The 23,665-nt window shown below is 63.7% G+C and carries 25 protein-coding genes and 1 tRNA gene; 8 read left to right on the forward strand and 18 right to left on the reverse strand.

Annotated elements, in window-relative coordinates:
• The first annotated feature begins 107 nt into the window (after window positions 1-107).
• Window positions 108-953: a hypothetical protein gene (locus ACERI1_RS03510; RefSeq protein ID WP_373616646.1), complete on the forward strand. Its 846-nt coding sequence runs from the start codon at window positions 108-110 to the stop codon at window positions 951-953.
• A 249-nt stretch (window positions 954-1,202) separates the two neighbouring features.
• On the opposite strand, the gene ACERI1_RS03515 is transcribed toward ACERI1_RS03510, so the two are convergent.
• The 6 genes from ACERI1_RS03515 to ACERI1_RS03540 all read right to left on the reverse strand — a co-directional run bounded on the left by ACERI1_RS03515 (window position 1,203) and on the right by ACERI1_RS03540 (window position 4,893).
• The gene (locus ACERI1_RS03515) at window positions 1,203-1,529 is read right to left on the reverse strand and encodes a hypothetical protein (protein WP_373616647.1); all 327 of its coding nucleotides are present in this window, start codon (window positions 1,527-1,529) and stop codon (window positions 1,203-1,205) included.
• A gap of 83 nt (window positions 1,530-1,612) precedes the next feature.
• Window positions 1,613-2,377: an enoyl-CoA hydratase/isomerase family protein gene (locus ACERI1_RS03520; RefSeq protein ID WP_373616648.1), complete on the reverse strand. Its 765-nt coding sequence runs from the start codon at window positions 2,375-2,377 to the stop codon at window positions 1,613-1,615.
• A gap of 140 nt (window positions 2,378-2,517) precedes the next feature.
• Window positions 2,518-3,186: a helix-turn-helix domain-containing protein gene (locus ACERI1_RS03525; RefSeq protein ID WP_373616649.1), complete on the reverse strand. Its 669-nt coding sequence runs from the start codon at window positions 3,184-3,186 to the stop codon at window positions 2,518-2,520.
• Between the two features lie 181 nt (window positions 3,187-3,367).
• Window positions 3,368-3,898 carry a molybdopterin-guanine dinucleotide biosynthesis protein B gene (gene mobB / locus ACERI1_RS03530; protein ID WP_373616650.1) on the reverse strand — a complete coding sequence of 177 codons (531 nt, stop codon included), beginning with the start codon at window positions 3,896-3,898 and terminating at the stop codon, window positions 3,368-3,370.
• Window positions 3,899-3,984: 86 nt separating this feature from the next.
• Window positions 3,985-4,650: an MBL fold metallo-hydrolase gene (locus ACERI1_RS03535; protein ID WP_373616651.1), complete on the reverse strand. Its 666-nt coding sequence runs from the start codon at window positions 4,648-4,650 to the stop codon at window positions 3,985-3,987.
• 169 nt (window positions 4,651-4,819) lie between these two features.
• Window positions 4,820-4,893: transfer RNA gene (locus ACERI1_RS03540), tRNA-Lys, on the reverse strand.
• 159 nt (window positions 4,894-5,052) lie between these two features.
• Between ACERI1_RS03540 and ACERI1_RS03545 the strand changes: the two genes are divergently transcribed.
• On the forward strand, window positions 5,053-6,510 hold the full coding sequence (locus tag ACERI1_RS03545) for a DHH family phosphoesterase (protein WP_373616652.1): 1,458 nt from the start codon (window positions 5,053-5,055) through the stop codon (window positions 6,508-6,510).
• Between the two features lie 78 nt (window positions 6,511-6,588).
• Here ACERI1_RS03545 and ACERI1_RS03550 read toward each other — a convergent pair whose 3' ends face one another.
• From ACERI1_RS03550 to ACERI1_RS03560, 3 genes are all read right to left on the reverse strand, one after another.
• On the reverse strand, window positions 6,589-6,882 hold the full coding sequence (locus tag ACERI1_RS03550) for a PRC-barrel domain-containing protein (RefSeq protein WP_373616653.1): 294 nt from the start codon (window positions 6,880-6,882) through the stop codon (window positions 6,589-6,591).
• A 354-nt stretch (window positions 6,883-7,236) separates the two neighbouring features.
• Window positions 7,237-8,391, reverse strand: coding sequence for a phosphotransacetylase family protein (locus ACERI1_RS03555; RefSeq protein ID WP_373616654.1), 1,155 nt, complete (start codon window positions 8,389-8,391; stop codon window positions 7,237-7,239).
• On the reverse strand, window positions 8,388-10,499 hold the full coding sequence (locus ACERI1_RS03560) for an acetate--CoA ligase family protein (protein ID WP_373616655.1): 2,112 nt from the start codon (window positions 10,497-10,499) through the stop codon (window positions 8,388-8,390). The genes ACERI1_RS03555 and ACERI1_RS03560 overlap by 4 nt, the downstream gene beginning before the upstream one ends.
• Before the next feature lie 171 nt (window positions 10,500-10,670).
• On the opposite strand from ACERI1_RS03560, the gene ACERI1_RS03565 reads away from it, so the two are divergent.
• Window positions 10,671-11,135: a hypothetical protein gene (locus ACERI1_RS03565; protein ID WP_373616656.1), complete on the forward strand. Its 465-nt coding sequence runs from the start codon at window positions 10,671-10,673 to the stop codon at window positions 11,133-11,135.
• Window positions 11,136-11,252: 117 nt separating this feature from the next.
• Here the strand turns inward: ACERI1_RS03565 and ACERI1_RS03570 are convergent, their stop codons facing one another.
• From ACERI1_RS03570 to ACERI1_RS03595, 6 genes are all read right to left on the reverse strand, one after another.
• On the reverse strand, window positions 11,253-12,272 hold the full coding sequence (locus tag ACERI1_RS03570) for a metal ABC transporter permease (RefSeq protein ID WP_373616658.1): 1,020 nt from the start codon (window positions 12,270-12,272) through the stop codon (window positions 11,253-11,255).
• A 4-nt stretch (window positions 12,273-12,276) separates the two neighbouring features.
• Window positions 12,277-13,014, reverse strand: a complete 738-nt coding sequence (locus tag ACERI1_RS03575) for a metal ABC transporter ATP-binding protein (protein ID WP_008010357.1) — start codon at window positions 13,012-13,014, stop codon at window positions 12,277-12,279.
• Complete coding sequence (locus tag ACERI1_RS03580; RefSeq protein WP_373616659.1) at window positions 13,011-14,030, reverse strand: metal ABC transporter substrate-binding protein; 1,020 nt, start codon at window positions 14,028-14,030, stop codon at window positions 13,011-13,013. Before ACERI1_RS03580 ends, ACERI1_RS03575 begins: the two co-directional genes overlap by 4 nt.
• A gap of 196 nt (window positions 14,031-14,226) precedes the next feature.
• Entirely contained in the window at window positions 14,227-14,649 is a 423-nt protein-coding gene (locus tag ACERI1_RS03585) for a hypothetical protein (RefSeq protein WP_373616660.1), read from the reverse strand.
• Between the two features lie 57 nt (window positions 14,650-14,706).
• On the reverse strand, window positions 14,707-15,849 hold the full coding sequence (locus ACERI1_RS03590) for a YhjD/YihY/BrkB family envelope integrity protein (RefSeq protein WP_373616661.1): 1,143 nt from the start codon (window positions 15,847-15,849) through the stop codon (window positions 14,707-14,709).
• Between the two features lie 85 nt (window positions 15,850-15,934).
• On the reverse strand, window positions 15,935-16,900 hold the full coding sequence (locus tag ACERI1_RS03595; RefSeq protein ID WP_373616662.1) for a carbohydrate kinase: 966 nt from the start codon (window positions 16,898-16,900) through the stop codon (window positions 15,935-15,937).
• A 111-nt stretch (window positions 16,901-17,011) separates the two neighbouring features.
• Between ACERI1_RS03595 and ACERI1_RS03600 the strand changes: the two genes are divergently transcribed.
• A complete protein-coding gene (locus ACERI1_RS03600) occupies window positions 17,012-18,154 on the forward strand; it encodes a hypothetical protein (protein ID WP_373616663.1) in 1,143 nt (380 codons plus the stop codon).
• Window positions 18,155-18,223: 69 nt separating this feature from the next.
• Here the strand turns inward: ACERI1_RS03600 and ACERI1_RS03605 are convergent, their stop codons facing one another.
• Entirely contained in the window at window positions 18,224-19,693 is a 1,470-nt protein-coding gene (locus ACERI1_RS03605) for an aldehyde dehydrogenase (RefSeq protein ID WP_373616664.1), read from the reverse strand.
• Window positions 19,694-19,897: 204 nt separating this feature from the next.
• Here ACERI1_RS03605 and dpsA point away from each other — a divergent pair, with 204 nt between their 5' ends.
• Window positions 19,898-20,443: a DNA starvation/stationary phase protection protein DpsA gene (gene dpsA / locus ACERI1_RS03610; protein ID WP_373616665.1), complete on the forward strand. Its 546-nt coding sequence runs from the start codon at window positions 19,898-19,900 to the stop codon at window positions 20,441-20,443.
• A 327-nt stretch (window positions 20,444-20,770) separates the two neighbouring features.
• Here the strand turns inward: dpsA and ACERI1_RS03615 are convergent, their stop codons facing one another.
• Window positions 20,771-20,944, reverse strand: a complete 174-nt coding sequence (locus tag ACERI1_RS03615; protein ID WP_373616666.1) for a hypothetical protein — start codon at window positions 20,942-20,944, stop codon at window positions 20,771-20,773.
• A gap of 166 nt (window positions 20,945-21,110) precedes the next feature.
• Here ACERI1_RS03615 and ACERI1_RS03620 point away from each other — a divergent pair, with 166 nt between their 5' ends.
• The 3 genes from ACERI1_RS03620 to ACERI1_RS03630 all read left to right on the forward strand — a co-directional run bounded on the left by ACERI1_RS03620 (window position 21,111) and on the right by ACERI1_RS03630 (window position 22,590).
• Complete coding sequence (locus tag ACERI1_RS03620; protein ID WP_138779323.1) at window positions 21,111-21,434, forward strand: hypothetical protein; 324 nt, start codon at window positions 21,111-21,113, stop codon at window positions 21,432-21,434.
• Window positions 21,435-21,588: 154 nt separating this feature from the next.
• Window positions 21,589-22,092 (forward strand): macro domain-containing protein, encoded by a 504-nt coding sequence (locus ACERI1_RS03625; RefSeq protein WP_373616667.1) that lies wholly within the window; start codon window positions 21,589-21,591, stop codon window positions 22,090-22,092.
• Window positions 22,093-22,167: 75 nt separating this feature from the next.
• Window positions 22,168-22,590, forward strand: coding sequence for a universal stress protein (locus ACERI1_RS03630; protein WP_373616668.1), 423 nt, complete (start codon window positions 22,168-22,170; stop codon window positions 22,588-22,590).
• 29 nt (window positions 22,591-22,619) lie between these two features.
• Here ACERI1_RS03630 and purM read toward each other — a convergent pair whose 3' ends face one another.
• Window positions 22,620-23,615 (reverse strand): phosphoribosylformylglycinamidine cyclo-ligase, encoded by a 996-nt coding sequence (gene purM, locus ACERI1_RS03635; RefSeq protein ID WP_373616669.1) that lies wholly within the window; start codon window positions 23,613-23,615, stop codon window positions 22,620-22,622.
• Window positions 23,616-23,665 lie beyond the last annotated feature (50 nt).

A 23,665-nucleotide genomic window follows, 5' to 3' on the forward strand; every position in this document is an offset into this window, starting at 1 on the left:
GTCGACGCCGATCGCACTCGGGACGCGATCGGCTGTCACGGGCGCTCGTCCGACAGTAGCGCACTCCATTCCGAACCGCTTACGGTGACGGCGGCGTACCCTGAGCTATGTACGGCGTCGTCACCCGTAACGCCGAGGAGGTACGGTGGCCGGAGTTCGAGCGCGGCTTCTACGAAGTCAAAGACGTGACCGGTCGGTCTTCCGAACCGATCGCCGACGGAGTCAATATGGTCTCCTGTTTCGGCGATAATGCCGCCGCTGACGCCGATCCGTCGCTACTGCCCGTCGACGATATGGGTCGACCAGCCGACCGCCAACAGCCCTACTTCGACTGGGCCTACATCTGCCCGTCCCGCGAGGACTACCGGGAGGGCCTGTTCGAAGTCATCGACGACTGTGTCGCCGAAAACGAAGACGTTCGCCTCGACGATATCGGGTTCCCGCGCGCCGAATACTGTCGCTGTGGCGTCTGTGAGCAGGCGTTCGAGGAAAGCGAGTTCGACGACCGCATGGAATGGCGAGCCAGCGTCATCACCGAGTTCGTCGAAGAAGCCGTCGACCGGATTCCAGGGACCGTCTACATGACTCTTTATCCCGACCCCTACCCCGGTCACCTCTACGAGCGCGCCGGCATCGACCTCGAGGCCATCGAGGAGTACGTCGACGAGTTCGTCGTCCCGCTGTACGACACGAACTACGGGACGACCTACTGGCTCGAGACGATCGCGAAAGGGTTCGAGAGCGCACTCGAGACGCCGTTTAATATCGAGTTGTACGCGGTCAACGTCGACATCGACAACCTGATCCACGCGAGCGAAGTCGCCCAGGAGTACGCCAAGGGCGTCTTCTTCGGCTACGATGCAGGTAACGGTCGTGCGGCCTTGCGACGGATGCAGGCCGACGAGCGCGAGGGCGTCACCCACGGCGAACCGGGCTCGGAATCGGACTCCTGATACTGGCGACTCCCAGTACGCCGGCGGCCAACGCGTACAGTGCCACATCCTGATCCTTGCCGGAATGGGAGGTCGCGAACGCGGAGAAACCGTGACCGAACACGGGTTCTGGTAGGACTCCTGTCAGTGGGTGCCGGCGGGGCCGCGACCGCCCCCGTGGTCGGGCCGGGGCAGCAGACCGTCTGAGTTCGGGATCGGATCGGACCTAATTGGGTCTGATCGGGACTCGAGACATCGGGGAAGACGGTGCTATCGGATTCGGTCGTCGTCGCGGTCGATCTCACGATCGGTCGTTTCAGTGTCGGTCGCCATCCCGCTGGTCGTATCGCTGCCGGAAGTGTCCGGACTGAGGTGAATTTCGTCGTCGGTTATCTGGCTGACCGATGCCTCTTGAAGCGGGTACGTGTCTTCACTGGGATCGCCCCAGCCGAGCCTCGCTTTGATCGTGTCTGTGATACCTGGGTCCGGTTCGACGTGAGCTGTGCCGTGTTCGACGTCGGCGACGATGCCGACCGTTTCACCGGCGGTGTTGACGACGTCCTTGCCGACATCGTCGTCGGTAAACTGTGAGGACATTGCACTCTGAGAAAGGAGCGTGTCTCGCAAGGCCGTGGTGCTTGCTGGCGCTTGCGAACGACACCGAACTTGCGCGCCGGCGACTACTCGAAGGCTGGCTCTCGCTCCTCGAGAAACGCGGTAACGCCTTCTTCGTGGGCCTCAGACGTACGGGCCTGTGCCTGTAGCAGGTTCTCGTAGTCCAGCCCGTCGTCCCACGATCGACCCAGGTTCTCGTGAATGGCCTGTTTCATCAACCCGATGGTCGCAGTCGGGCCGCGCGCAAGCTGTGCGACGATGTCCGCGACCCGGTCGTCGAGTTCGTCGGCAGGGACCGCCTCGTTGACTAACTCGAGATCAGCCGCTCGGTCGGCGTCGATGAACTCGCCGGTAAACGCGAGGCGCTTGGTGGCACGCAGTCCGATGATGTGGGGGAGCATGACGGTGCCGCCAGTGTCAGGGAGCAGCCCGAGCCTGACGAACGCACAGGAAAATCGCGCATCGGCGGCGGCAACCGCGAGGTCCGCGAGCGCGACGATCGACAGTCCCGCGCCGATAGCATCGCCGTTTACCTTCGCGACGATTGGGACGGGACACGCGAGCATCGCCTCGACGACGCGGCCGAACGTCTCTGTGACCTGTTCGTAGGCCGCCTGTGACGACCCGGGGAACTCGGCGAGTGCCTCGAGATCGCCACCGGCGCTGAATGCGTCGCCCGCACCGGTGATGACGATCGCGTCGCACTCCGCGGGCGTGGCAGCGTCGATGGCGTCAGCCAGGTCGGTTGCCGTCTCGGTCGTGATCGCGTTGCGCGTGTCTGGCCGGTCGAACGTCAGTCGCAACACGCCATCATCGTGATGAGTTTTCATGCCACGACTGTTGTGCGCCCGGCTATTAAACGCGGGCCTCGACCTCGTGTTCGTCCGGAAGATGGCACTCGGCGGGTCGAACGGTCGAAAAATCACCGAGATGGCCGTCGAGCAGGACTGTGGCTCAAGATGGTCAGCAGTTAGTTCGTTGGGATCGGCGGTGCGGCAGTCTCTTCTTCGGTCACGTTGAGTTCGGACGTGACGAGTGCGCGATAGGCACGGCGCAGACGCTCGGAGAGGGCCTGATGGGAGATATCAAGCTCCTCGGAGAGCTCCTGCATCGAGACTTCGCGTGGAATCTCGAAGTAGCCGTGGTCGATCGCTGCGACCAGCGTCTCGTACTGGCGGGCCGTCAGCCCACACTGGGAGTGTGCCTCCGCTTCTAGGTCGAACAGCCGGACGATCGTCGGGGTAACGTCGGCGTCGTCGAGGCGGTCGTACAGCGTGCTCACGCTCTCGCGGTCAACGACGCGGACACTGAGCAACCACGTGCCGTTCGAGGCCGATGCGCTCAGCACCGTCCCGCCCTCCTCGAGGACGAACTCGAAAGGATCGACGGTGTCCGGTTCGAACTCGATGTCGTACAGCCAGCGGTCCTCGTCGCTGCTGATCTGCGTGTACGTCCCGATCGCGGTCGCCTCCTCGAGCGCATCCTCGACGGCCGACTGGGACGGGCCGGACAGCCAGAGCCCGTGGCCGCTCGAGGCGATCACCCGCTCCATCTCGCACGTGAGCGACGGAACGGCGTCGAATAGCTCGCCGGTGCCAGTGCCGTCGGCCTGAATCTCGATGTCTGCAATGGAAGTCATCTGTCTCACCCAGGGGTAGAACGACGATGTCTATAATCTCAGTTCCAAACCACTTAGAAACGGTGTGCGCGAATTACGTGTCTGTTGATCAGTTCTCTCGGTGCTCGACGACACCCAAACGCGGGTGGCAGTCGACCCGCATCGAGTGCGCTGCGAGTGGGCCCGGTCGTCCCGACGCGGCTCACACCTCTTTCCCGTCGGATCGCTCGACTCCCTCGAGCGCCTGAATCGCCACGACGAGGTCGTCGATCGCGTCGTCGCCGTACCCGACGACGGGACCACTGACCGCAGTCGCCTCCCGGTCACCGACGAGGATAGTCGGGAGCGGCGACTGCGAGAAGCCCTCGACGAGGACGGTGTCGTAGCCGCGACGTGCGAGACGCTCGAGGGTCCGCGAAAGCGCCTGTATCTCGGGGTCGTCGGACTCGAGGAGGGCAGCGCCGTCGGAATCCGGCGGATCGCGTTTTCCGTGTGTCGTCACCTCGAACGTCGTCGTCGGCGTGATTCCGACGACGGTCTCGGCACCCGCAGTTCGATGGCGGTGGGTATCGGTTCCCGGCGTGTCGACTTCGATATCGTGATGGATCGACTTGATCGTCGCGACGCGACCGTCGGCGGCCAGCCGAGGCACCAGCCGCTCGACGAGCGTCGTCTTCCCGGCGTCGCTCGAGCCAACCAGACAGACGGCCCGCAGTCTCGTCTCCCGTTCCATACGGCCACATCGCAGTCACGGCATAAACCACTATTCAGCGGTGCCCAACACCCCATCGTCCGCCGCCAGTGCCCCCTCCGTCAGCCTCAAAACAGTTCGACGCGGATGCCGTCGGCCTCGAGATCGGCCGCGAACGCCTCGGCGTCGGTCTCGATCGGCTCGAACGTATCGTAGTGCACGGGCAACACCAGCCCGGCGTCGACGCTCCGGGCGAAGTCGGCGGCCTCGGCGCGGTTCATCGTGAAGTGACCGCCGATCGGCGGGACGAACACGTCCGCCGCAATCGACTCGTGATGGGAGAGGAAGTCCGTATCCGACGGGAAGCAAACGGTCGTTCCCTCGAGCGCCAGCCGAAGGCCGATTACCTCGCCGTCGGCGTGGAACGGCTCGCCGTCGTCGTCGACGTGGGTCCCGTCGGGATCGTTGTAGGCAGGGATCGTCTGCACGTCGATTCCCGCGACGGTCGTCTCGCCCTCGTACGGGAGGTCGACGACATCGACCGCTAACTCGTCGGTGTCGATCGCCTCGTAGGCCGCAACGGTAGCGTCCGGCCCCGACACGGCTGCGATCGCCGTCGGATCGTAGTGGTCGAAATCGTCGTGGGTGACGAAAATCACGTCGCCGTCTCCCGGTTCGTCCTCGAGTACCTCGCTCCACGGATCGATATAGATGGTCGTTCCGTCCGTGGTCTCGAGGCGAACGCTTGCGTGGCCGAGGCGCTCGAACGTGAGTCCTTCGTAGTCGACTTGCATGGTGACTCGAGGGTATGTGGTGGGTCGTCTTATAGGTCGGACGTTCGCTCGAGAAGTCGGACAGGGCAGACGCGGGCCGGGCGCGATTTGACACACACGGTCGGACGTGCTCACTGCGTTCAAATCACGCTGGCCGCGTTGCTCCTCATGAAAGTGTTCGTCGCAAAAGCGGGCCGGGCGCGATTTGAACACGCGACCGTCTGATTAAGAGTCAGACGCTCTGCCGGACTGAGCTACCGGCCCTGTATCTCCGACTTTCTCTCGGTCGTTCAAATACGTTTCCCTTGGAAGGCGCTGTGACAGCCATCCACGCGCGATTGCTGGCTCGAGCCACCGGCTCGAACCATCAGTTTATGCCACGCTTCGGGAACATTAAGTGCGGTGGGTCCGACCACACGGGCAATGAGTACGGGGGTTACGATTTCGTCGATTTCTGATTACGCTATCTTGGGCTGTGGCAGCGTCGGGTATGCCGTCGCGGAGGAACTCGTCGAACAGGGCAAAGACGTCTCCATCATCGATCGCGACGAGAGCCGCGTCGAATCGCTCCGCGATCAGGATCTGGATGCTCGAACTGCCGACATCCGCGATGAGGAGATCGCCGACTTGGTCGCCGACCGCGATGTCGTCCTGATCCTCGCGTCGGACGTCGAATCGAACAAACAGGCCCTCGAGCACATCCGCGAGGCAGACGACGACCAGTTCGTCGTCGCCCGCGCGAGCGATCCCGTCTCCGGCGACGAACTCTCCGAGCTCGGAGCCGATATCGTCATCAACCCCTCTTCGGTCATCGCCGAGTCCGCGCTACGAGCGCTCGAGTCCGGCGAACTCGAGTACAACGCGAGCCAGCTCGCCAGCATCGTCGAGGAGACGTCGACGCGACTGGCGATCGTCACGCAGGACAGTCCGGATCCCGACTCGATCGCCAGCGCGGCGGCACTGCAGGCGATCGCCGACCATCTGGGGATCGACTCCGACATCATCTATCTGGGCGATGTCGGCCACCAAGAGAACCGCGCGTTCGTCAACCTGCTGGGGATCGACCTCGTCCAGTGGGACGAGATCGAGGATCATTCGGTCTACGACACCGTCGCCTTAGTCGATCACGGGACCGCAGGCGACATGGAACTGCCCGTCGACATCGTCATCGATCACCACGAGTCGGAGACCGAGGAGGGCGTCGAACCCGACTTCGTCGACATCCGGCCGAACATGTCCTCGACGTCGACGATCATGACGAAGTACATCCAGGAGTTCGATATGAACGTCTCCGAGGAGGTCGCGACGGCATTGCTCTACGGCATCCGCGCGGAGACCCTGGATTTCAAACGCGATACGACCCCCGCCGATCTGACCGCCGCGGCCTATCTCTATCCGTTCGCGAACCACGACACCTTAGAGCAGGTCGAATCGCCGTCGATGTCCCCCGAGACGCTGGACGTACTCGCGGAAGCGATTACGAATCGCGACGTCCAGGGCAGCCATCTCATCTCCAACGCCGGCATCGTCCGCGACCGCGAGGCACTGACCCAAGCCGCCAGCCATCTCTTAAATCTCGAGGGTGTGACCACCACGGCGGTCTTCGGCATCGCCGACGAGACGATCTTCCTCGCCGGTCGCTCGAAGGACATCCGCATCAACATCGGCAAAGTCCTCGAGGATGCCTACGGCGAGATCGGCGAGACCGCCGGCCACTCCACGCAGGCCAGCGCAGAGATTCCGCTGGGTATTTTCACCGGTATCGAAATTTCGGATGGCACGCGGGATACGTTACTCGAGTTGACCGAAGAGGCGGTCAAACGGACGCTGTTCGACGCGATGGGCGTCGAGGGAAGTAGCGAAGGCTCGAACGGCAACTAGTCGCGTTCCACGCCAGTACTGGTGGGTCGAGCTCACGGGGAGCTGCCAGTTCGGCCCAGTCGGCGACGCGTGGAAGGCCTAAACGAGCAGTTCGTCTTCTTCGTCGTCGGGTTCACGGACGCGCTCGACGACATCGTTGATCAGGATGATGTCGCCGACAGAGCGGACCCAGCGGTAGGGAACGATGATGCCCTGCCCGCTGCGGGCTTCTTCGGCGAACAGTTCGCTGTTTAAGTTTGCGAGTGCGAGTCCGGAGACGACCTCGCCGTCGATGTTCAGTCTGAGATCCTCGACTTCGCCGACGAAGACGCCGTTGTTCGAGTAGACCTCGCGACCGACGAGAGAGGTGATCTCTTGGGGTGTGTCGTCCATGTCTGAGATCATGTGTGGTGGACTCTTAACTTTTGGTTCGGCGAGACAGTCAGACCGTCAGACAGTCTGGAATCACCGCGTCCCGGCACACACAGGGCGATCGCGGGCCCACCGACACCCACTGATACGGTCTGTTGTAACGAGTGACCGGTACAACCGCAGTGCGGGTCGCGGTCCCACCGGAACCCACTGACAGTCGTCCGTATGACAGGAGTCCGTCTCAGATACCAGTCCATGATCGCCGATCGCACACGAACGACCATCGCCGTAGCAGTGAGCCGTGAACCGCGATCGGTGTACGCCGCCCTCTGGCCGACAGTGTCTGGGGACAACCGAACCGCGACCGCGACGCGTCTACCCCAGAATCGAGTCGACGGCTGCGTGATCGGACAGTAACTGCTCCATTCGGTCGACCGTCTCCGCATCTCGCGTCCGACCGCTTCGAATCACGTCCTCTGCACGCTCGACGGTCGCGAGCGTGTCCGTCTGCACGGAGAGGATGGGGACGCCTTTGTCGCTTGCCTGCCCGAGGATCGTTCCCGACGGGCGGTGGCCACCGGTCAGGATGAGACAGCGGACGCCGGGTGCCTCGAGCGCGGCGGTATGAATTTCGGCTCGGTCACCGCCGGTGATGACGGCGGCGTCTTTCGTCCGACGGAAGCGTCGCAGGGCGCTGTCGGCTCCCATCGCCCCGACTGAGAATCGCTCGACGTAGCTGTCCTGTCCCTCGTCGACGAGCATCGTCGCGCCGAGTTCGTCTGCGAGGTCGGTGACGGTAACACCCGACAACTCTCGTTCGCTCGGGAGGACGCCGTGGACCGGAATCCCCTGTCCCTCGAGAAACGGAACCACGTCGGTCTCGAGTTGGTCGTAGGCTGCGTCGGGGACGTCGTTGAAGACGACGCCGGCAAGCCGGTCGCCGAACTGCTCGGCAGCGGCGAGCACGTCGTCGATGTCTCCCGGAATTTCGTACGAGGCGACCAGCAGGACGCGGGCGTCGAACAGGTCCGCGATGTCGGCGTCGGTGAGATCGACGAGTTGGCCGATATCGTACCGACCGCCGCCCTCGACGAACATCCGATCGTGGTCCGCCGCGAGCGTCGTGAACGCGTCCTGGACGCGCTCGCGAAGTTCGTCCGGCGTCTCGCGACCGCGGATCACCTGCTCGATGAACGTCGGGGAGTAGACGACCGGCTCGAGGTCGTGGATCTCCGCCTCCAATTCGAGCAGTTCGCGTGCGAGCAGCGGGTCCTCGTCTAAGGTCTTGCCAACGTTGCTCTGGAGTCGGGTGCCTTTGGGTTTCATGTAGCCGACGCTGTCGCCCGCGCTCTGGGCGAGCCGGGCGAGTGCCAGCGTGATGGCCGTCTTGCCGGTGCTCTCTGCGAGCGAACTCACGAGGAGCGTGTCAGTGTCGTCAACCGCCTCGGTGGCACTGGACGTGCTGTCGGTTTCAGTAGTCGTCTCGCGATCGGCATCCGTGGGAGTGGGGTCTGAATCGGTGTCGGTCATTGGTTCTCGGTGTCGAGTGTCTCCGTGTCGACGGTGAGCCGCAAATCGATTGCCTGTACGCCGTCTGCGCTCGCCACGAGCGGATTGATATCGAGCTCGAGGATCGACGGGAAGTCCGTCACGAGCTGTGAGAGCCGCTGGATCGTCTCGACGACGCCCTCGATGTCCGCGGACTCGCGGCCGCGAGCGCCGCGCAACAGCGGTGCAGCCTGGATCTCGTCGATCATCTCGCGAGCCTCACGCTCGCCGATGGGCGCGATACGAACCGACGTGTCCTCCAAGATTTCGACGAAGATGCCGCCGAGGCCGAACAACAACAGCGGGCCGAACTGCGGATCGCGATTCATCCCGACGATCGTCTCGGTCGCGGCCTCGAGATCGACCAGTTCCTGCACCTGGACGCCGACGATCGTCGCGTCGGGCTGGTAGCTGCGTGCCCGGGCGACGATGTCCTCGTAGGCGTCGTAGACATCGTCAGTTGCGACGCCGACTTTGACACCGCCGATGTCGGATTTGTGTGATATCTCGGGGCTGACGATCTTCATGACGACGTCGCCGTCGATCTCCGCGGCCACCTCGCGGGCGCGGGCAGGGTCGTCGACGATCTCGCCGGTCGGCGTCGAAATCCCGTAGGCCTCGAGCAAGTCCATCGATTCGACACCGAGTCGGTTGTTGTCGCGACGGTCGGCGCGTGCCAATATGTCACGGGCACGCGCTCGGTCCACGTCGAACGTCTCGGGGTCGTCAGTCGATTGCTCGTGAATATCGCGGAACCGCGCGAGCGCATCGAGACCCGACACCGCCCGCGAGGGATCGAAGTAGTTCGGGATCCCAGCCTCGCGCAACGTTGCTTCGGCGTCGCGAACGCGTTTCCCGCCCATCAGGCAGGTTACGACCGGTGTCTCGTGTGCCTCGCGAGTCTCGATCACCGTCTCGGCGAGGTCGTCGTACGACAGGACCGCCGTCGGCGCGGCGACGACGACCGCGCTGCCGACGTTGGGGTCAGCGAGTGCGATCTCGAGAGCCTCGCCGAAGCGATCGACGTCGGCATCGCCGATCGCGTCGATCGGGTTGTAGACGTTGGCCTCGTCGGGCATCGCATCGGCCAGCGCCGTGATCGTCTCGTCGGTAAAGTCGGCGATCTCGAGCGTCGAGTCACCGACCGCGTCAGTCGTCAACACGCCGGGGCCGCCCGCGTTCGTCACGACGGCGACGCCGTCGGTGTCGGGCTCGGGCAGCCCTGCAAGTGCCCGTGCGTAGTCGAACAGCTCTTGGACCGAATGGGCTCGAAGGACGCCGGCCTGCTCGAGGCCGGCCTCGTAGGCTCGTTCGCTGCCGGCGATCGCACCGGTGTGCGAGGAGGCCGCCTTCGCGCCGGCGTCCGTCCGACCGGATTTAACGAGGACGATCGGTGTCTCGTCGGTCACCTCGCGAGCGGTCTCGAGAAACGTCTGCCCGTCGTCGATGTCCTCGAGATAGCCGATGATAACGTCAGTTTCCGGGTCGTCGTCCCACTCGCGGATAAAGTCGGTTTCGTCGAGGACAGCCTTGTTACCGAGCGAGACGACATTCTGAAAGCCGATTCCCTCGTCGGTCGCCCAGTCGAGGACGGCGGTGATGAACGCACCTGACTGGCTCAGAAAGGAGATCGACCCCTCGAGTGCGTCCTGTGGGCCGAACGAGGCGTTCATCCCGTTTGGCGTCGCCATGATGCCGAGACTGTTGGGACCGACGACGTTGAGGTCGTATTCGGCGGCGAGCTCGCGCAGTCTGCGTTCGCGTTTCGCGCCCTCGCTGCCCGTTTCGGCGAACCCGGCGGTAATGACGACGACGTTCGCAACGCCTGCCTCGGCGAGGTCCCGAATCGAGTCGCTGACGATATCGGGCGGTACGACGACCACCGCCAACTCGATCGGCGGGGCGCTCTTCGCGTCCGGATAACACTCGAGTCCGAGGACCGTCTCGCGCGAGGGATTGATCGGGACGACCTCGCCGTCGAACCCGTCGCGCAGGTTCTCGAGGATCGCCCGCCCGACCGCGCCCTCACGGTCGGTCGCGCCGACCACGGCGACGGTCTCGGGATCGAAGAGTGCGGATAACCGTCCCATCGCTCGAGCGTTCGCCAGGCAGTGTGTTAAGCGTATGGCGTGTTCCAGCGATCCGGCAGGCGCTGGCAGACGAGGTGCCGGCTCGAGCAGTCAGCGGGTCAAGTGGGTGTGTAGCTGTGATAGCCAGACACAGTTCAAGATATATGTGTTAGCATAAAAACTAATCCAGTGATGGTTAACGTTCGTCCCCGCCGCATTGCCCTCGGTACCACGCTACTGGGTGTGGTCAGTCTCCTGACTGCAGTCGTGTTGTTCACGACGATTCCCGAAACGCCACCCGGAGACGGGTTCGCAGCCGGTCTCACCGGTATTTTCGTGTTCCTGTACGCGGTCGCGGGACTGCTCGCGCTCGTGGAGGGAGGGCTGTTATATCTCGTGATGCGACTGTGGGACCCGGCTGACTGGCCGCGGCGACTGCTCACGATCGGGGCCGTTGCTGGAGGAGTCTCCGTCCTTCTGTTGATCGGTCCCCTCCTGCTTCTCCGGCTCGTCGAATCCCTCTTCGGTCGGCTCATTCCGTTGGGCAACGTTGGCCTCGGTATCGGGCTCTTGCTCGTCCCAATCGGGCTCGTCTGCTCCGTGCTGGGTCTCGTGGTTCAACTCGTCGATAGCTCGAGCGTTCGAACTCGCACGTAAGGAGCAGTTGTAGTGATGAGAACCGGGCAGACGGACTCCTGTCAGTGGGTGCTGGAGCACCTGCGACTGCCCTGCGGGTACACCGGGGAACTCAGTACAGCAGACCGTCTCAGTGGGTTAATGCATCGAGATCGCCGGCGACGACCGGCTCGAGGCGAAGACCGCAAGCAGATAGCAGGCGATGGCGACGACGACGATCGAGCCACCAGTGGGCAGGCTCTGTGAGATCGAGAGGACGAAGCCGCCGATGACGGCCACCTGCCCGAAGAGGATCGAGAGGTAGATCGTCTCTCGGAAGCTCTGAGCGAGGTGGGTCCCAGCGGCGACGGGGACGACCAGCATCGCGGCGACGAGGATCACGCCGAGGATCTGCATTGCGCCGACGACGACGACGGCCGTCATCACGATCAACAGGGTGTTGTACCACGTGACGTTGAGCCGTGCGACGCGGGCGGCCTGCTCGTCGAACGTAATGAACAGCAGCTGTTTATAGGTCGCGACGGTGACGGCGACGACAACCACGCTAATGACTGCCATCAGCCGCGCGCCCGAGGGCGTGACGACCGAGATGCTGCCGAAGATGTAGTCCTGGACGTTGATGCCGGACATCCCGCGACCGTAGCTGATGACCAGCGTCCCAATAGCGAAGCTGCCGGTCAGCATGATCGCGATCGGCACATCGCCGTAGGTATCGGTTCGCTCGGCCAGCCACTGGACGGCGAGTGCGCCCAACACCCCGACGACGAGCGCGATGACCATCAGCGAGCCGTTCCAGCCGGTGATCGAACTCACCAGCAGCCCGACTGCGACGCCGGCAAAGGCCGTATGCGCCAACGTCTCGCCGATCAGGGCCATCTCGCGGTGGACGAGATACGTGCCGACCAGCGGCGCGACGACGCCGATCAGGATCCCCGTCGCGATCGAACGCCACATGAACGGATGATAGAAGACGTTCGTCCCGAGGTAGTGATCGGCCCACCAGCCCGCGATCCGGAGCTGTTCGTACATCGTTCCGACGAACGGGACCTCACGCAACGCGTCGATCGCCAGCAGCACGACCATCGCCACTGCGAGGACGGCAGTCACGGCGATCCCGACGTGCTCGAGCCGTCGCCGGAGGGAATGTCGCTGTGTCATCGGTTCAGTGGTGGTGGTGGACGACCTGGCCCGTCGCGCCGTAGGCCTCGGTCAGGGCATCGCTTTCGACGAACGATTCGGTATCGCCGTGGTGGTACAGCTCCGTGTTGATACAGGCGATCCGGTTCGCCCGATCCGTGACGACGCCGATGTCGTGTTCGATCAGGATGATCGTGATCCCATCGTCGTTGAGCGACTCGAGCAACTGGTAGAACGCGTCGCGGGATTCGGCGTCGACGCCGACGGTCGGCTCGTCGAGTGCCAGCAGGTCGGCCTCGGAAGCCAGCGCGCGGGCGATATAGGCCCGCTGGCGCTGGCCGCCCGAAAGCTGGTTGACCTGCCGATCTGCGAGGTCAGTAATGCCGACGGTCTCGAGTGCGTCGTCGACGATCGCGTGATCGTCGGCAGTCAGCCGACCGTGGCCCGCGTGGGCGAATCGGCCCATCGTCACCGCTTCGCGGACGGTAACTGGCATCGAGCCGCCGCCGCTGGTGGCCTGCTGGGAGACGTAGCCGATGCGCTCGCCGTCGTCGAACGCCGAGACAGGCTCGCCGAAGAGTTCGATCGTGCCGCTGTCGGGCGTGCGCAGGCCGAGCATGAGATGCAAGAGCGTGGTCTTGCCCGAGCCGTTGGGGCCGATCAGGCCCAGAAAGTCCCCCTCATCGACCCGGAGCGTGACATCCTTGACCGCCGGCTGTTCGCCGTAGGCAAACGTCACGTTCTCGAGTGCGACGACAGTCACTGTGCGTCTAGTACCTCTCTGAACGCGGGAAGGTTTATCTCTTCCATTTGCTCGAGGTACCCCCAGCCCTCGTCTTGCCACGTCGCGAGCGTTCCCGAGAGATGTGTAATCGGCATCGCGTCGGTGGCGTCGCTCTCCTCAATGATCGTCTCGACGAGCGGATAGGCGCCGTCGGGATCCTCGAAGGGATCGTAGAGGATCGTCTCGATCCCCTCCGAATCGACAAGGTCGATCGTCTCGGAGATGTCGCTGGCACTCGGCTCTTCCTGCGGAGAGACGCCGACCGGCGTGTGAATCTCGAACCCGTACCGGTCCTGCAGATAGGTAAACGAGTCATGCCCAGCGAAGACGGCGACGTGTCGGTCTGCCGTCTCGAGTAGCTCCGTGAACTGCTGGTCGACGGACTCGAGAGCTGATTTGTACGACGCGGCGTTCTCCTCGTAGGTTTCGGCGTTGTCCGGATCAGCCTCGGCCAGACCCGACGCGATCGTGTTGACGATCTCCGTTGCGAGCACGGGATCGAGCCAGACGTGTGGATCGATCGACGCGCCGCCGTGATCGTGGCCGTCGTTGGTCTCGTTGCTGTGATCGCCCTCGCTCTCGTGGTCGTGGCTGTCGGTCTCGTGATCCCAGCCAAGCAACTGGTCGTCCAGTCCCGCGAGTCCGTCGATCACGGCGACGGTGTCGTAGTCGGCCTCGAGCGTCGCCGCGACGTCTTGGGCCCACGAGAACGCGGGCGTATCGAAGTAGACGAAGACGCCGGCGTCGGCGATGTCCCGGGTGAGGTCGCCGCTTGGCGACCAACCGTGGCCTGCCTGTCCGGTCCCCACCGGGTTCTCGAAGTCGATCGCGTCGCCGCTGACCTGCTCGGCCCAGTCCCACAGCGTAAAGAAGGCGGCGTAGCCGGCGTCGAGATTCGCGTCCGCCGCGCTGATATCGTCGAGACAGCCGGCGACGGTACTCACGGTGGCTGCGCCGGCAGCCGTCTGCAGCAGCGTCCGCCGTGTCAGCTTCATACTCGAGGCTAGTGCTAGCCGAGTATAAATATTATTATCTAGGGGACTAGTTTTGTTAATTCTCGCCGTTGGCAGCGACCTCTGTTAATAACAACTGCCCGTATAGCGAGCTGAGTTATTATACCATCAGATCGATACTCAGCGGCGAGCCGGCTTGGCGAGGGATCGAGGCCGCGAGAAAGCCAGCGCGCCGGTCCTATTCGAGCGCGACCTCGAGTCGGGTTCCATCGAGCCGCCGGTACGACGGGGGACGACCCGAAGCCGGGTCACGAACCACCTCGAACGCGTCGAATCGGATCACGAGTCGACCGGGGTCGATCGTCGCCCGAAGCATGGGGCCGCGGCTGGTCACGACGACGTAGGGCGGTGCGGGGACGGGGGTTGCCCGGAGTTCGCACCCGGTCGCCTCGACCGCGTCGACGAGTACGCTCGGCAGCGTCTCGTCGATGCCAGCATCCGAGAGCGTCCGACGGAGCCCGTCCGCGACCGTCTCGCTGTCGGTCGTTCGCGCGGTATCCCAGGGGGCAGCGACCGCGTCGGCACAGGCGTCGATCCCGTCGACGATCGACGCGTGGTCCGTCCGGATCCGACGCCGCACGTCACGGACTAGGTGGGACATAAATTCCGGTGGAACGGGAACGCACTAAGGCGTCACGACTCGAGTCGGCGCGTCGCGCTAGTCGCGCTGCGTCTCGAGGACGCCCACGTTTAGCGTCCGAACCCGCGTCAGGACGCCGCGGAGTCGGCGTCGCCACGACCCTCGCTGGGACGTGAGTTCGCGTCGGAGCCGCTCGTTTTCGTCCTCGAGGGAACGAGTTTTCGATTCGAGTTCGCCGAGTTGCGCTTCGAGCGTCTCGACTCGGTCCTCGAGCCGGTACCGACGGCTGCGCTGTGCCGCGCGGTCGTTTCGCAACTGATCGCGTTCGCGCCGGAGGCCGATCAGCTGGGCCTCGAGGTGCTCGCGCTTGCGGCGGTCCGATGCGACGACTGAGGGACGTTCCATGCCGTCGGTCGCCGTCCCGTCGGCGTCGAGCTCGAGATGCCCCGAGTGGGTCGCGTTGACGACAACACCGACGAGCAGGATCAGGCCACCGAAGTACAGCCAGGTCAGCAGGAGGAGGATCGCGCCGATCGGGCCCGCCGAGTCGGAGCTACTCGCAAACGCGACGTAGACCTGAAACAGCGACTGCAGCGCCGCCCAGCCGACGGCGGCGACGACGACGCCCGGCAGCACCTCCCGAACGGAGACGTCGGTGTCGGGGAAGAAGTAGTACATCGGGAGGAAGGCGATCGTCAGTCCGACCACGAGCAACAGCGGATTCAACACTCCAATGAAGGGGATACTCGGGAAGAACGCGAACACGACGGTCGCCAATGCCGCAGCGACCAGCGCGACGCCGATCGTCGCGAAGACGACGGCCCCGTCGCGGAGCTGGTCGACCAGGGAGTTCTCCGCGGTCGACGCGTAGATCTCCGAGAAGGCGGTGTCCAGCCCCCGGAAGATCTTCAGCGATCCCCAGACGAGCGCAACGAGTCCGATGAGGGAGGTGCCGACGCTGCCGGTATCACCTTCGATCCCGTTCTCGAGCATGACCTGGCCGCTCTCGGGCAGGAACCCCTCGGTCGTCGTCGAGACCTGTTCGGCGAGCGCTTGATCGCCGACGAACGACACCAGAAAGAACAGCAACACGAGTAACGGGATCAACGAGACGAACGCCTGATAGGCGATGCTGGCCGCCATGAACGTCACGTTCTTCTCCTGGATTCCGGTCACAACCGACTTCGAGAAGGGAGCGGCGTCGCGGACGGAGCTAGCCATACCGACGGTCCGTCACAGGGCCTGATAGCGGCCCGGCTTGCAGCCACACGCCCCGTTTGGCTGGTTCCGAGCCGAGACAGGTCGTTCACTCCGCCTCGAGTAATGTCTCCACTGCATCGCGGGTCGGGAGCGCCGCCATCGCGCCGCGAGTGGTGGTCGCCGTCGCCGCGACCGCGTTCGAAAATGCCACCGCGTCCGCGAGCGTGTGGCCGGCTCGCAGCGCGGCGATCGCTCCGGCGACGAACGCATCGCCAGCCCCTGTGGTATCGACCGTCTCGACCGCGAACCCGGAGTGAGAAACCGTGTCCGCGGGCCAAGGTGCGTCGTCGTCGGCGACGGCGATGGCACCCTCGCTCCCCCGTGTTACGAAGACGGTGTGAGCCTGGGCCGCGACGTCGCCGATCACCGCTCGAGCGATGTCGGTCGACGACTCGCCCGTTTCGCCTAGCAACTCGAGTTCGTCGACCGTCGCGAAACAGACGTCGACGTGGGCGAGCACATCGCGAGCGACGCTTGCGAACGTCTCCTCGTTGGGCCACAGTTCGGGCCGCCAGTTCGGATCGAACGACGTCGTACAGCCGGCCGCGGCGGCCCGCTCGAGCAACTCCAGCGTCGCTGTCCGTGAGGAGCCACCGGCGAGCGTTACACCGCCAGCGTGAACCCACTCGCAGTCGGCCAGCGTCTCGTCGCCGATTCGGCCAGGCTCGAGACGTGTATCGGCGGTCCCGTCGCGGTAGAAACTAAACTCACGGTCGCCAGTCTCGTCGTGCGTGACGAACGCGAGCGTTGTCTTTGCCTCGCCGTCACGGGTGACGAACCGGTCGGGGAGGCCACAGTCGGCCAGCGTCTGCTCAAGGTAGCGACCGAACGGATCCGCCCCGACGCGGGTCCAGAACAGCGGCGGCTCGTCGAGTCTGGCGAGCGCGACGGCGACGTTCGCGGGCGCACCGCCAGGACGGCGCTCGAAGCCGGCGACGTCCTCGAGTGGGCCGGCTCGCTCGGGAATGAAGTCGATCAAGGTTTCGCCAGCGATGAGCACGTCGTTGGCCATATCTCGTCTACCATGCCGCGACGGTAATCCGTTCGGTGTCGACCGTCATGATTCGACACTGAACTGTCATAGAAACAATCAAATTGGGTGGGGTTCGAACTACTAGTAATTATGAACTATATTCATCGGCGGACACTACTTGCGATAGGAGCGACCGGCCTCGTCGGCAGTGGAGCGGGCTGTCTAAACGACGACAACAAGACAGACGAGCGCGACCCGGGCGAGCAGAACAACGACGGCAGTGACCTCCGCCCGCCTGCACGGTGGATCCCGACCTCGGCAGGATCGGATCTGTTCTTCAAGTACACGGATCTCGAGACCGTCCGAAGCCACGAGGACAGTCTTTTGGAGGACACGATCGACGAAATCCCGTTCGCGCCGTCCGGTGCTGGCGGGCGGATCGTCGGGCGACTGCAAACCGAGCCGACGTTCGAGTACATCCTCGAGTTCGGGCCGGAAGGTGAGAGTGGTCACTACGTGATTCGCGGAACGTTCGACCTCGCTGGGCTCGACGTAGGCGACCCAATCGACGAAGTGGGTGAGTTCGAAGTCTTCGAAGCGGCGGGGGAATCGGTCGCCGCCTCGAGCGACACGCTGGTCGTCGTCGATCCCGAGGTCGGCAGTATCGACGACGTGCTGGCGGCGGGTCTCGACGGGACGGATCGGCGAGTCGACAGCGACGGGTTGTTCGAGACGGTCCTCGAGCACATGGGCGACGACACACTCGGCTCCGGAATTATCCCCAAATCCGACGAGCGAGGCAGTTGGTGTTTCTCATGGGCTATCGAATCCGAGACGACGACGTACACGCAGGCGTTGCTCAACAGAGATACGTCCGGAGTAGACGAGGACGAACTGGAAGCAGAGCTAGCCAATGAGTCGTCCATGGCCGAGTTCGAGACGGTTTCAGTCGATATCGATGGGGACATTGTCGTCACGACTGGAACCCGTCCAACAACGGAGTTTCAGTACAACGACTTCTTCGCGAAGCGCAAGGCCGGTCGTACTGGGATAGACGTAGCCGTCTCCATCGACGTCGAGACGGCAACGCAAACGGTCACTGTAACACTCACGTCGTTCGAGGTAGGGGGCCACGTCGAGGTCCGCGATAGCAACGGCACCCAGGCCACGTTGACCGAACAGGGTCAAGAAGCAACGCTCGAGTACGATGTTGGTGACTCCGAAACCATTTCGGTTGTGCACATCCACGGCGACAGAGAATCGGAGTTCGCGACTGAAACAGTGGAATTCTGAACAGCGATTTGCGGAAACGAAATTCGGAGCGCAGTACGGCGAACGGACTGGGATCGTCCGCTCTGGTGCCTACAGCACGATGCTCTTCTTGCGCATCATCGAGTGGATCGAGGCGTCGAGTCCCTCACGACCGATACCCGAGTCCTTGTTGCCGCCGAAGGGGACGTCACCGAGGCCGTGGCTCGGCGCACCGTTGATGCGGACCGCGCCGGCGTCGATGCGCTCGGCCATCCGCATCGCGCGCTTGTAATCGCTGGTGAAGACGGCGGCGTCGAGTGCGAGGTCAGAGCCGTTGGCGATCTCGAGTGCCTCCGCCTCGTCTTCGAACGTCGTGATCGCCGCGATCGGGCCGAACTGCTCTTCGTCGACGACGCGGGCGTCGTGAGGGACGTTCGCGAGCAGCGTCGGCTCGAAGAATTGGTCGGCGAGTTCGTTCGGGACGCCCTCGGGGGCGCGCCGCTGGCCGCCGCGGACGATCTCCGCGCCCTTCTCGACGGCATCCTCGACGAGCGTCTCGACCCAGTCAGCCTGATCCTCGCTGATGAGCGGACCGAATGCGGTGTCCTCGTCGAAGAGATCGCCCGCCTGCCAGGCGTCCATCTGGCCATCGAGCAAGTCGACGAGGTCGTCGTGGACCGACTCGTGGGCGAGCACACGCGAGATAGCCGAACAGCGCTGGCCAGCGTACTTGAACGAGCCTTTGGCGCAGTTGCCCGCGACGTCGGTGAGGTCGGCATCATCGAAGACGACCGCCGGGGCGTTCCCGCCCAGTTCCATGTGCAGGTTGACCATGCCGCTCTCACGGGCGACGTGTTTGCCCGCGCCCGAGGAACCGGTCATGGCGATCGCATTGACGCGGTCGTCGCCGGCGAGGACGTCGCCGATCTCGCCCGCTTCGCCCGGGACGAAGTTGAACGCGCCGTCCGGCATCCCGTCGACAGCGGCGATGATGTCGGCGAGGATTGCCGCCGAAATCGGCGTCTTGCTCGCGGGTTTGAGTAAGACGCTGTTGCCGGCCGCGATCGCGGGCGCGACCTGTAACGCGGTCGTCGCCAGCGGGTAGTTGTACGGCGTGATACAGAGGACGGCACCGATCGGTTCGTGTTTGACGATCGCCTGCCAGCCCTCGTGGCCCGCCGTCGACCCCTCGCGGTACTCGCCTTTGCTGACGATGTTGCGCGCCTCCTCGGCCGCCCGGTCGAACCGCTCGGCTGCCTGTTCGACCTCGCCGCGGGCCGACGAGATCGGTTTGCCGGCCTCGCGGACGATGACCTCGGCGAGTTCCTCCTCTCGCTCGCGGAGCCCTTCTGCGATCGTTTCACACCACTCGGCACGCTTGACGACGGTCGTCTCCCGGAGCGTCGGCTTGATTTCGTGTGCGGTCGCGAGTGCAGCCCGTGCTTCTGCCGGTCCCGCGGCGGCGACCTGTGCAAACGCCCCACCCTCGGCGAGATCCGAAATCGAGAGCACATCCGCTGTCTCGAGCCACTCGCCGTCGACGTAGAGCCGCTCTCGCCGCTGTGCGGTTCTGGTTGCCATGTCTCTCTCTTGGGCCGCCACATTGAAAATGTTTACTCAACCCCGAAAAAATAAAGAGTATATTGACGGTGTCCTCTGATAACATGTAATACGGCGAGTGCGCGCACGAGGTGTCCCATTATCAGAACAGATCTTTTGATATACAAAAGAAATCTTCATCCATGGCCAGGTTTTAAGTCGATCGGGCCTGTATCGATACCTGGGATGAGTACTCAAAAGACCGTCCGCCAGTCGGCTGACAGTGTCGAGGAGAACAGTCTTCGCCTCGAGCAAGATAAAGCCGAGCAGATCGTCGACGCGCTGAACACGGAGTTGGCAAACGCCTACGTGCTCTACCACCAGCTGAAAAAGCACCACTGGGTCGTCGAGGGCGCGGAATTCCTCCCGCTTCACGAGTTCCTCGAAGAAGCGTACGAACACGTCGAGGAAGGCGCAGACGAGATTGCCGAGCGCGCCCAGGCACTCGGCGGCGTTCCCGTGTCGGGTCCAGCAAACCAGGAAGAACGCGCAACCGTCGAGTTCGAAGGTGAGGACATCTACGACGTCCGCACGATGTTCGAGAACGACCTCGAAATGTACGGCGACATCATCGAATCGATGCGCGACAGCATCGAACTCGCCGAGAACCTGGGCGATCACGCCACTGCCGAAATCCTGCGCGAGATCCTCGTGACGCTCGAGGAAGACGGCCACCACTTCGAGCACTATCTCGAAGACGATACGCTAGTGCGCGAAGACGCGACGCACTAAGCACTGATACCGTCTACTATCACGAGTTCCCCGGTGGGCCCGCCGGACGGTCGCGGTCTCACCGGCACCCACTGACAGGAGTCCGTGCGACTCACGGCGAACGAGGGAGACCCGGCCCGACGGCGCGTCGACGACCGCTGGAGCGGAGGGCCGAACAGCGGAGACAGCTTTTTGACCGAGTCCGATCGGAAACGAAGCGTCGTTTGCGATCGGGACGAGGTATCACAACTAACGAGTCACACCGATCGCACGATGGCCCAGCGATCGACCGTGCAGTGACTACCAGTGGCGATAGCGAGACCCGTGTCGTTCCGAACGACGGTGAGATTAGGGCTCGAGGTCAACGATGAGATCCGTCGCGATCCAGCCGTCGCTGTTGTTTTGTTCGGTAAAAACGACCTTTCCGGGGCGGGTCTCGTGGCTCGTCACGGCCACCGCCGGCTCCTCAATCTCGGGGGTATCGTCTGCGTCTGTGTCTTCCCTGCGAGCGGGCACGTCCATCACGATTAGTTAGGCGAGCCTAAATCTAAAAAGGTTTTGGTCGGCCTAAGACATGCTGCTGGACAACGACATCCGGTGACTGGTCTTCTATTCGGTGGGTTCGCCTATCGACGTGCATCACGCGAAGATAGTACCTTTTTTCGTACCGGAGCGATTTCATCGTCATATGAGTTCACACGAGAACAGGTCACAGGGGCCAATGGATCGGCGCGGTCGGAATCTGGTCGCCCACCTGTTCGACGTTGATATCGAACGCATCGAATCACTGAGCTGGTCGCTTGGCAACCAAATCATCGCCGAGGGGGACACAGACCAGCGCTTTCGATTCGATCACCAGCGGTCCACCCGGACAGTGACTGCGTTCGAGGTAACCGACTATACGTGCGTGCTCCGGCTGCGGACTCCGGTCGGTCGCGAGAAGTTTTACGGGATTGCACGCGCCGACCTCGAGCCCGATCCGATCGCCGCCGACTGGGTTCGGACGGCGTGAGCCACGCCGAATCAGGTCCCACAGAGCGATCTCACGAGTATAGTAGCCACTGAACGTCAGTGCAACCTGATCGCACGACAGCTGTGCGATCAGTGTGTCACTCGTTTCAGTTGTTACTATAGCTTCATTGGGCTTGGGCGCGCAACGACCGCACATGGAGTACGACGTCGTTCAGGGTGACATTGCCGCACAGTCAGCCGACGCGCTCGTCAACGCCGCCGGCACGAGCCTTCGGATGGGCTCTGGCGTCGCCGGCGCGCTCCGACGCGGCGCGGGCGGGGAGATCAACGAGGATGCGATGGCGAAGGGGCCGGTCGACCTCGGCGACGTCGCGGTCACCGACGCCTACGACCTCGACGCCGAGTACGTCATCCACGCGGCTGCGATGCCCCACTACGGAGACGGGCAAGCAACTGCTGCAAGCATCCGGAACGCGACCGAAAACAGCCTCGCGAAAGCCGACGAACTCGGCTGTCGCTCGCTCGTGATTCCTGCGCTCGGCTGTGGTGTCGCCGGCTTCGATCTCACGGAGGGAGCGGCGATCATCGGCAGCGTGATCGACGACTACGACCCGGACACGCTCGAGGACGTTCGCCTGATCGCCTACAGCGACGCGGAGTACGACGCGATACAGCGGGCGACCGAATCGACTCGGTAGCGGCTGGACGCTCGAGCAGGTTTTGAGAAACGGTGGTAGTTTTTCCACGAGGCAGGTTCAATCGTCACCTGAAGAATGTACGATACGATCCTGATTCCGACCGACGGGAGCGAACAGGCCGAGCGCGGCATCGACCATGGACTCGATCTCGCTGCCCAGTACGACGCAACGGTGCTGTGTCTCTACGTCGTCGACGAGCGTCGATACGGAAGGCCGCCGGCGCTTGGCACTGTCGAGGTCGACCACGAGAAACACGAAGACGAAGCCATCGAACTGCTCGAAGAGATCGAAGCCCGCGGTCGCGACCGCGGCGTCGAAGTCGAACACGAGTGTCGACGCGGCAATCCGTGGGACGAGATCGTCACCCTCGCCGAGCGCGAAGACGCCGATCTGATCGTCATGGGGCGGCGTGGGGTGACAGACGACCGGCGAACACCGCTCGGAAGCGTCACCGAACAGGTCATGCGCCAGACGGAAATCCCCGTCCAGGCGGTCTGATCGGGCTGAGAGGGCGATCCACGCCCGGTTCAGGACAGCGAGAGGCCGCGAATCTCGACCGAGTCCCCGTCCTCGACGTGGCCGATAACCTGCCCGTCGGTGTCGGCGACGAGGTCATCGGCACGCTCCTCGGGGAGCGCAACGACGAAGCCGGTCCCCATGTTGAACGTCCGGTGCATCTCTTCGTCCGTAACGTTCCCCTCTTCCTGAACGAACTCGAAGATCGGCTGGGCCGGGAACGGGTTTTCGATCACGTACTCGTTGTCGCCCATCCGAAGCAGATTGGTCCAGCCGCCGCCCGTGATGTGTGCCGCTGCGCGGATGCCGTGGTCGCGCATTGGCTCGAGCAGATCCGTATAGAGTCGCGTCGGTCGCAGCAGTTCCTCGCCGATCGACCGGTCGGTATCATGTGGAAACGCGTCGGTGTACTCGTGGTTGCGCGTGACGGCCTCGCGAGCGAGCGTGAGGCCGTTCGAGTGAACGCCGTTCGAGGCGAAGCCGACGAGGACGTCGCCGACATCGGCCTCGCCTGCGAGGATCTCGTCTTTGCCGGCGAGACCGGCACAGGTCCCCGCGAGGTCGAAGCCGTTGATCACGTCGGGCATGACGGCTGTCTCGCCGCCGAGCAGGGTCATGTCGGATTCCTCGAGGCCAACGGCGAGCCCTTCGCCGATCTCGTTGGTGAGGTCGTCGTCAGGCTCGTCGATCGCGAGGTAGTCGACGAACGCGATGGGCTCGACGCCCGCCGCGACGAGGTCGTTGACGTTCATCGCGATGCAGTCGATCCCGATCGTCGAGAAGTCCTCGATCGCTTCTGCGACCATGAGTTTCGTGCCGACGCCGTCGGTCGCCAGCGCCAGATACCGGTCGCCGATATCGATCAGGCCGGCGTACTCGGTGGTCAGGTCGCTGCCGAAGGCCTCGAGCAAGGCCGCGGTTGCGTCTTCGCTTGCCTCGATGTCGACGCCAGTCTCGGCGTACGTGAGTCGATCCGCCTCGGTTCTCTCGTCATCCGTGTCGGTCATACTCGAAGGACCTCTCGGGGCGAGCAAAAGGTCACCGGTCCGGCGGAGCC

The organism is Natrinema sp. HArc-T2 (assembly GCF_041821085.1).
Classification (GTDB): domain Archaea; phylum Halobacteriota; class Halobacteria; order Halobacteriales; family Natrialbaceae; genus Natrinema.

Coding starts and splice junctions, on each gene's coding strand:
- purM (WP_373616669.1), bottom strand. CDS start 23,615: ATGACCGACACGGATGACGAGAGAACCGAGGCGGATCGACTCACGTAC.
- ACERI1_RS03625 (WP_373616667.1), top strand. CDS start 21,589: ATGGAGTACGACGTCGTTCAGGGTGACATTGCCGCACAGTCAGCCGAC.
- ACERI1_RS03515 (WP_373616647.1), bottom strand. CDS start 1,529: ATGTCCTCACAGTTTACCGACGACGATGTCGGCAAGGACGTCGTCAAC.
- ACERI1_RS03580 (WP_373616659.1), bottom strand. CDS start 14,030: ATGAAGCTGACACGGCGGACGCTGCTGCAGACGGCTGCCGGCGCAGCC.
- ACERI1_RS03615 (WP_373616666.1), bottom strand. CDS start 20,944: ATGGACGTGCCCGCTCGCAGGGAAGACACAGACGCAGACGATACCCCC.
- ACERI1_RS03590 (WP_373616661.1), bottom strand. CDS start 15,849: ATGGCTAGCTCCGTCCGCGACGCCGCTCCCTTCTCGAAGTCGGTTGTG.
- ACERI1_RS03520 (WP_373616648.1), bottom strand. CDS start 2,377: ATGAAAACTCATCACGATGATGGCGTGTTGCGACTGACGTTCGACCGG.
- ACERI1_RS03605 (WP_373616664.1), bottom strand. CDS start 19,693: ATGGCAACCAGAACCGCACAGCGGCGAGAGCGGCTCTACGTCGACGGC.
- ACERI1_RS03535 (WP_373616651.1), bottom strand. CDS start 4,650: ATGCAAGTCGACTACGAAGGACTCACGTTCGAGCGCCTCGGCCACGCA.
- ACERI1_RS03555 (WP_373616654.1), bottom strand. CDS start 8,391: ATGACCGACACCGATTCAGACCCCACTCCCACGGATGCCGATCGCGAG.
- ACERI1_RS03560 (WP_373616655.1), bottom strand. CDS start 10,499: ATGGGACGGTTATCCGCACTCTTCGATCCCGAGACCGTCGCCGTGGTC.
- mobB (WP_373616650.1), bottom strand. CDS start 3,898: ATGGAACGGGAGACGAGACTGCGGGCCGTCTGTCTGGTTGGCTCGAGC.
- ACERI1_RS03630 (WP_373616668.1), top strand. CDS start 22,168: ATGTACGATACGATCCTGATTCCGACCGACGGGAGCGAACAGGCCGAG.
- ACERI1_RS03545 (WP_373616652.1), top strand. CDS start 5,053: ATGAGTACGGGGGTTACGATTTCGTCGATTTCTGATTACGCTATCTTG.
- ACERI1_RS03600 (WP_373616663.1), top strand. CDS start 17,012: ATGAACTATATTCATCGGCGGACACTACTTGCGATAGGAGCGACCGGC.
- ACERI1_RS03570 (WP_373616658.1), bottom strand. CDS start 12,272: ATGACACAGCGACATTCCCTCCGGCGACGGCTCGAGCACGTCGGGATC.
- ACERI1_RS03510 (WP_373616646.1), top strand. CDS start 108: ATGTACGGCGTCGTCACCCGTAACGCCGAGGAGGTACGGTGGCCGGAG.
- ACERI1_RS03585 (WP_373616660.1), bottom strand. CDS start 14,649: ATGTCCCACCTAGTCCGTGACGTGCGGCGTCGGATCCGGACGGACCAC.
- ACERI1_RS03565 (WP_373616656.1), top strand. CDS start 10,671: ATGGTTAACGTTCGTCCCCGCCGCATTGCCCTCGGTACCACGCTACTG.
- ACERI1_RS03550 (WP_373616653.1), bottom strand. CDS start 6,882: ATGGACGACACACCCCAAGAGATCACCTCTCTCGTCGGTCGCGAGGTC.
- ACERI1_RS03525 (WP_373616649.1), bottom strand. CDS start 3,186: ATGACTTCCATTGCAGACATCGAGATTCAGGCCGACGGCACTGGCACC.
- dpsA (WP_373616665.1), top strand. CDS start 19,898: ATGAGTACTCAAAAGACCGTCCGCCAGTCGGCTGACAGTGTCGAGGAG.
- ACERI1_RS03595 (WP_373616662.1), bottom strand. CDS start 16,900: ATGGCCAACGACGTGCTCATCGCTGGCGAAACCTTGATCGACTTCATT.
- ACERI1_RS03620 (WP_138779323.1), top strand. CDS start 21,111: ATGAGTTCACACGAGAACAGGTCACAGGGGCCAATGGATCGGCGCGGT.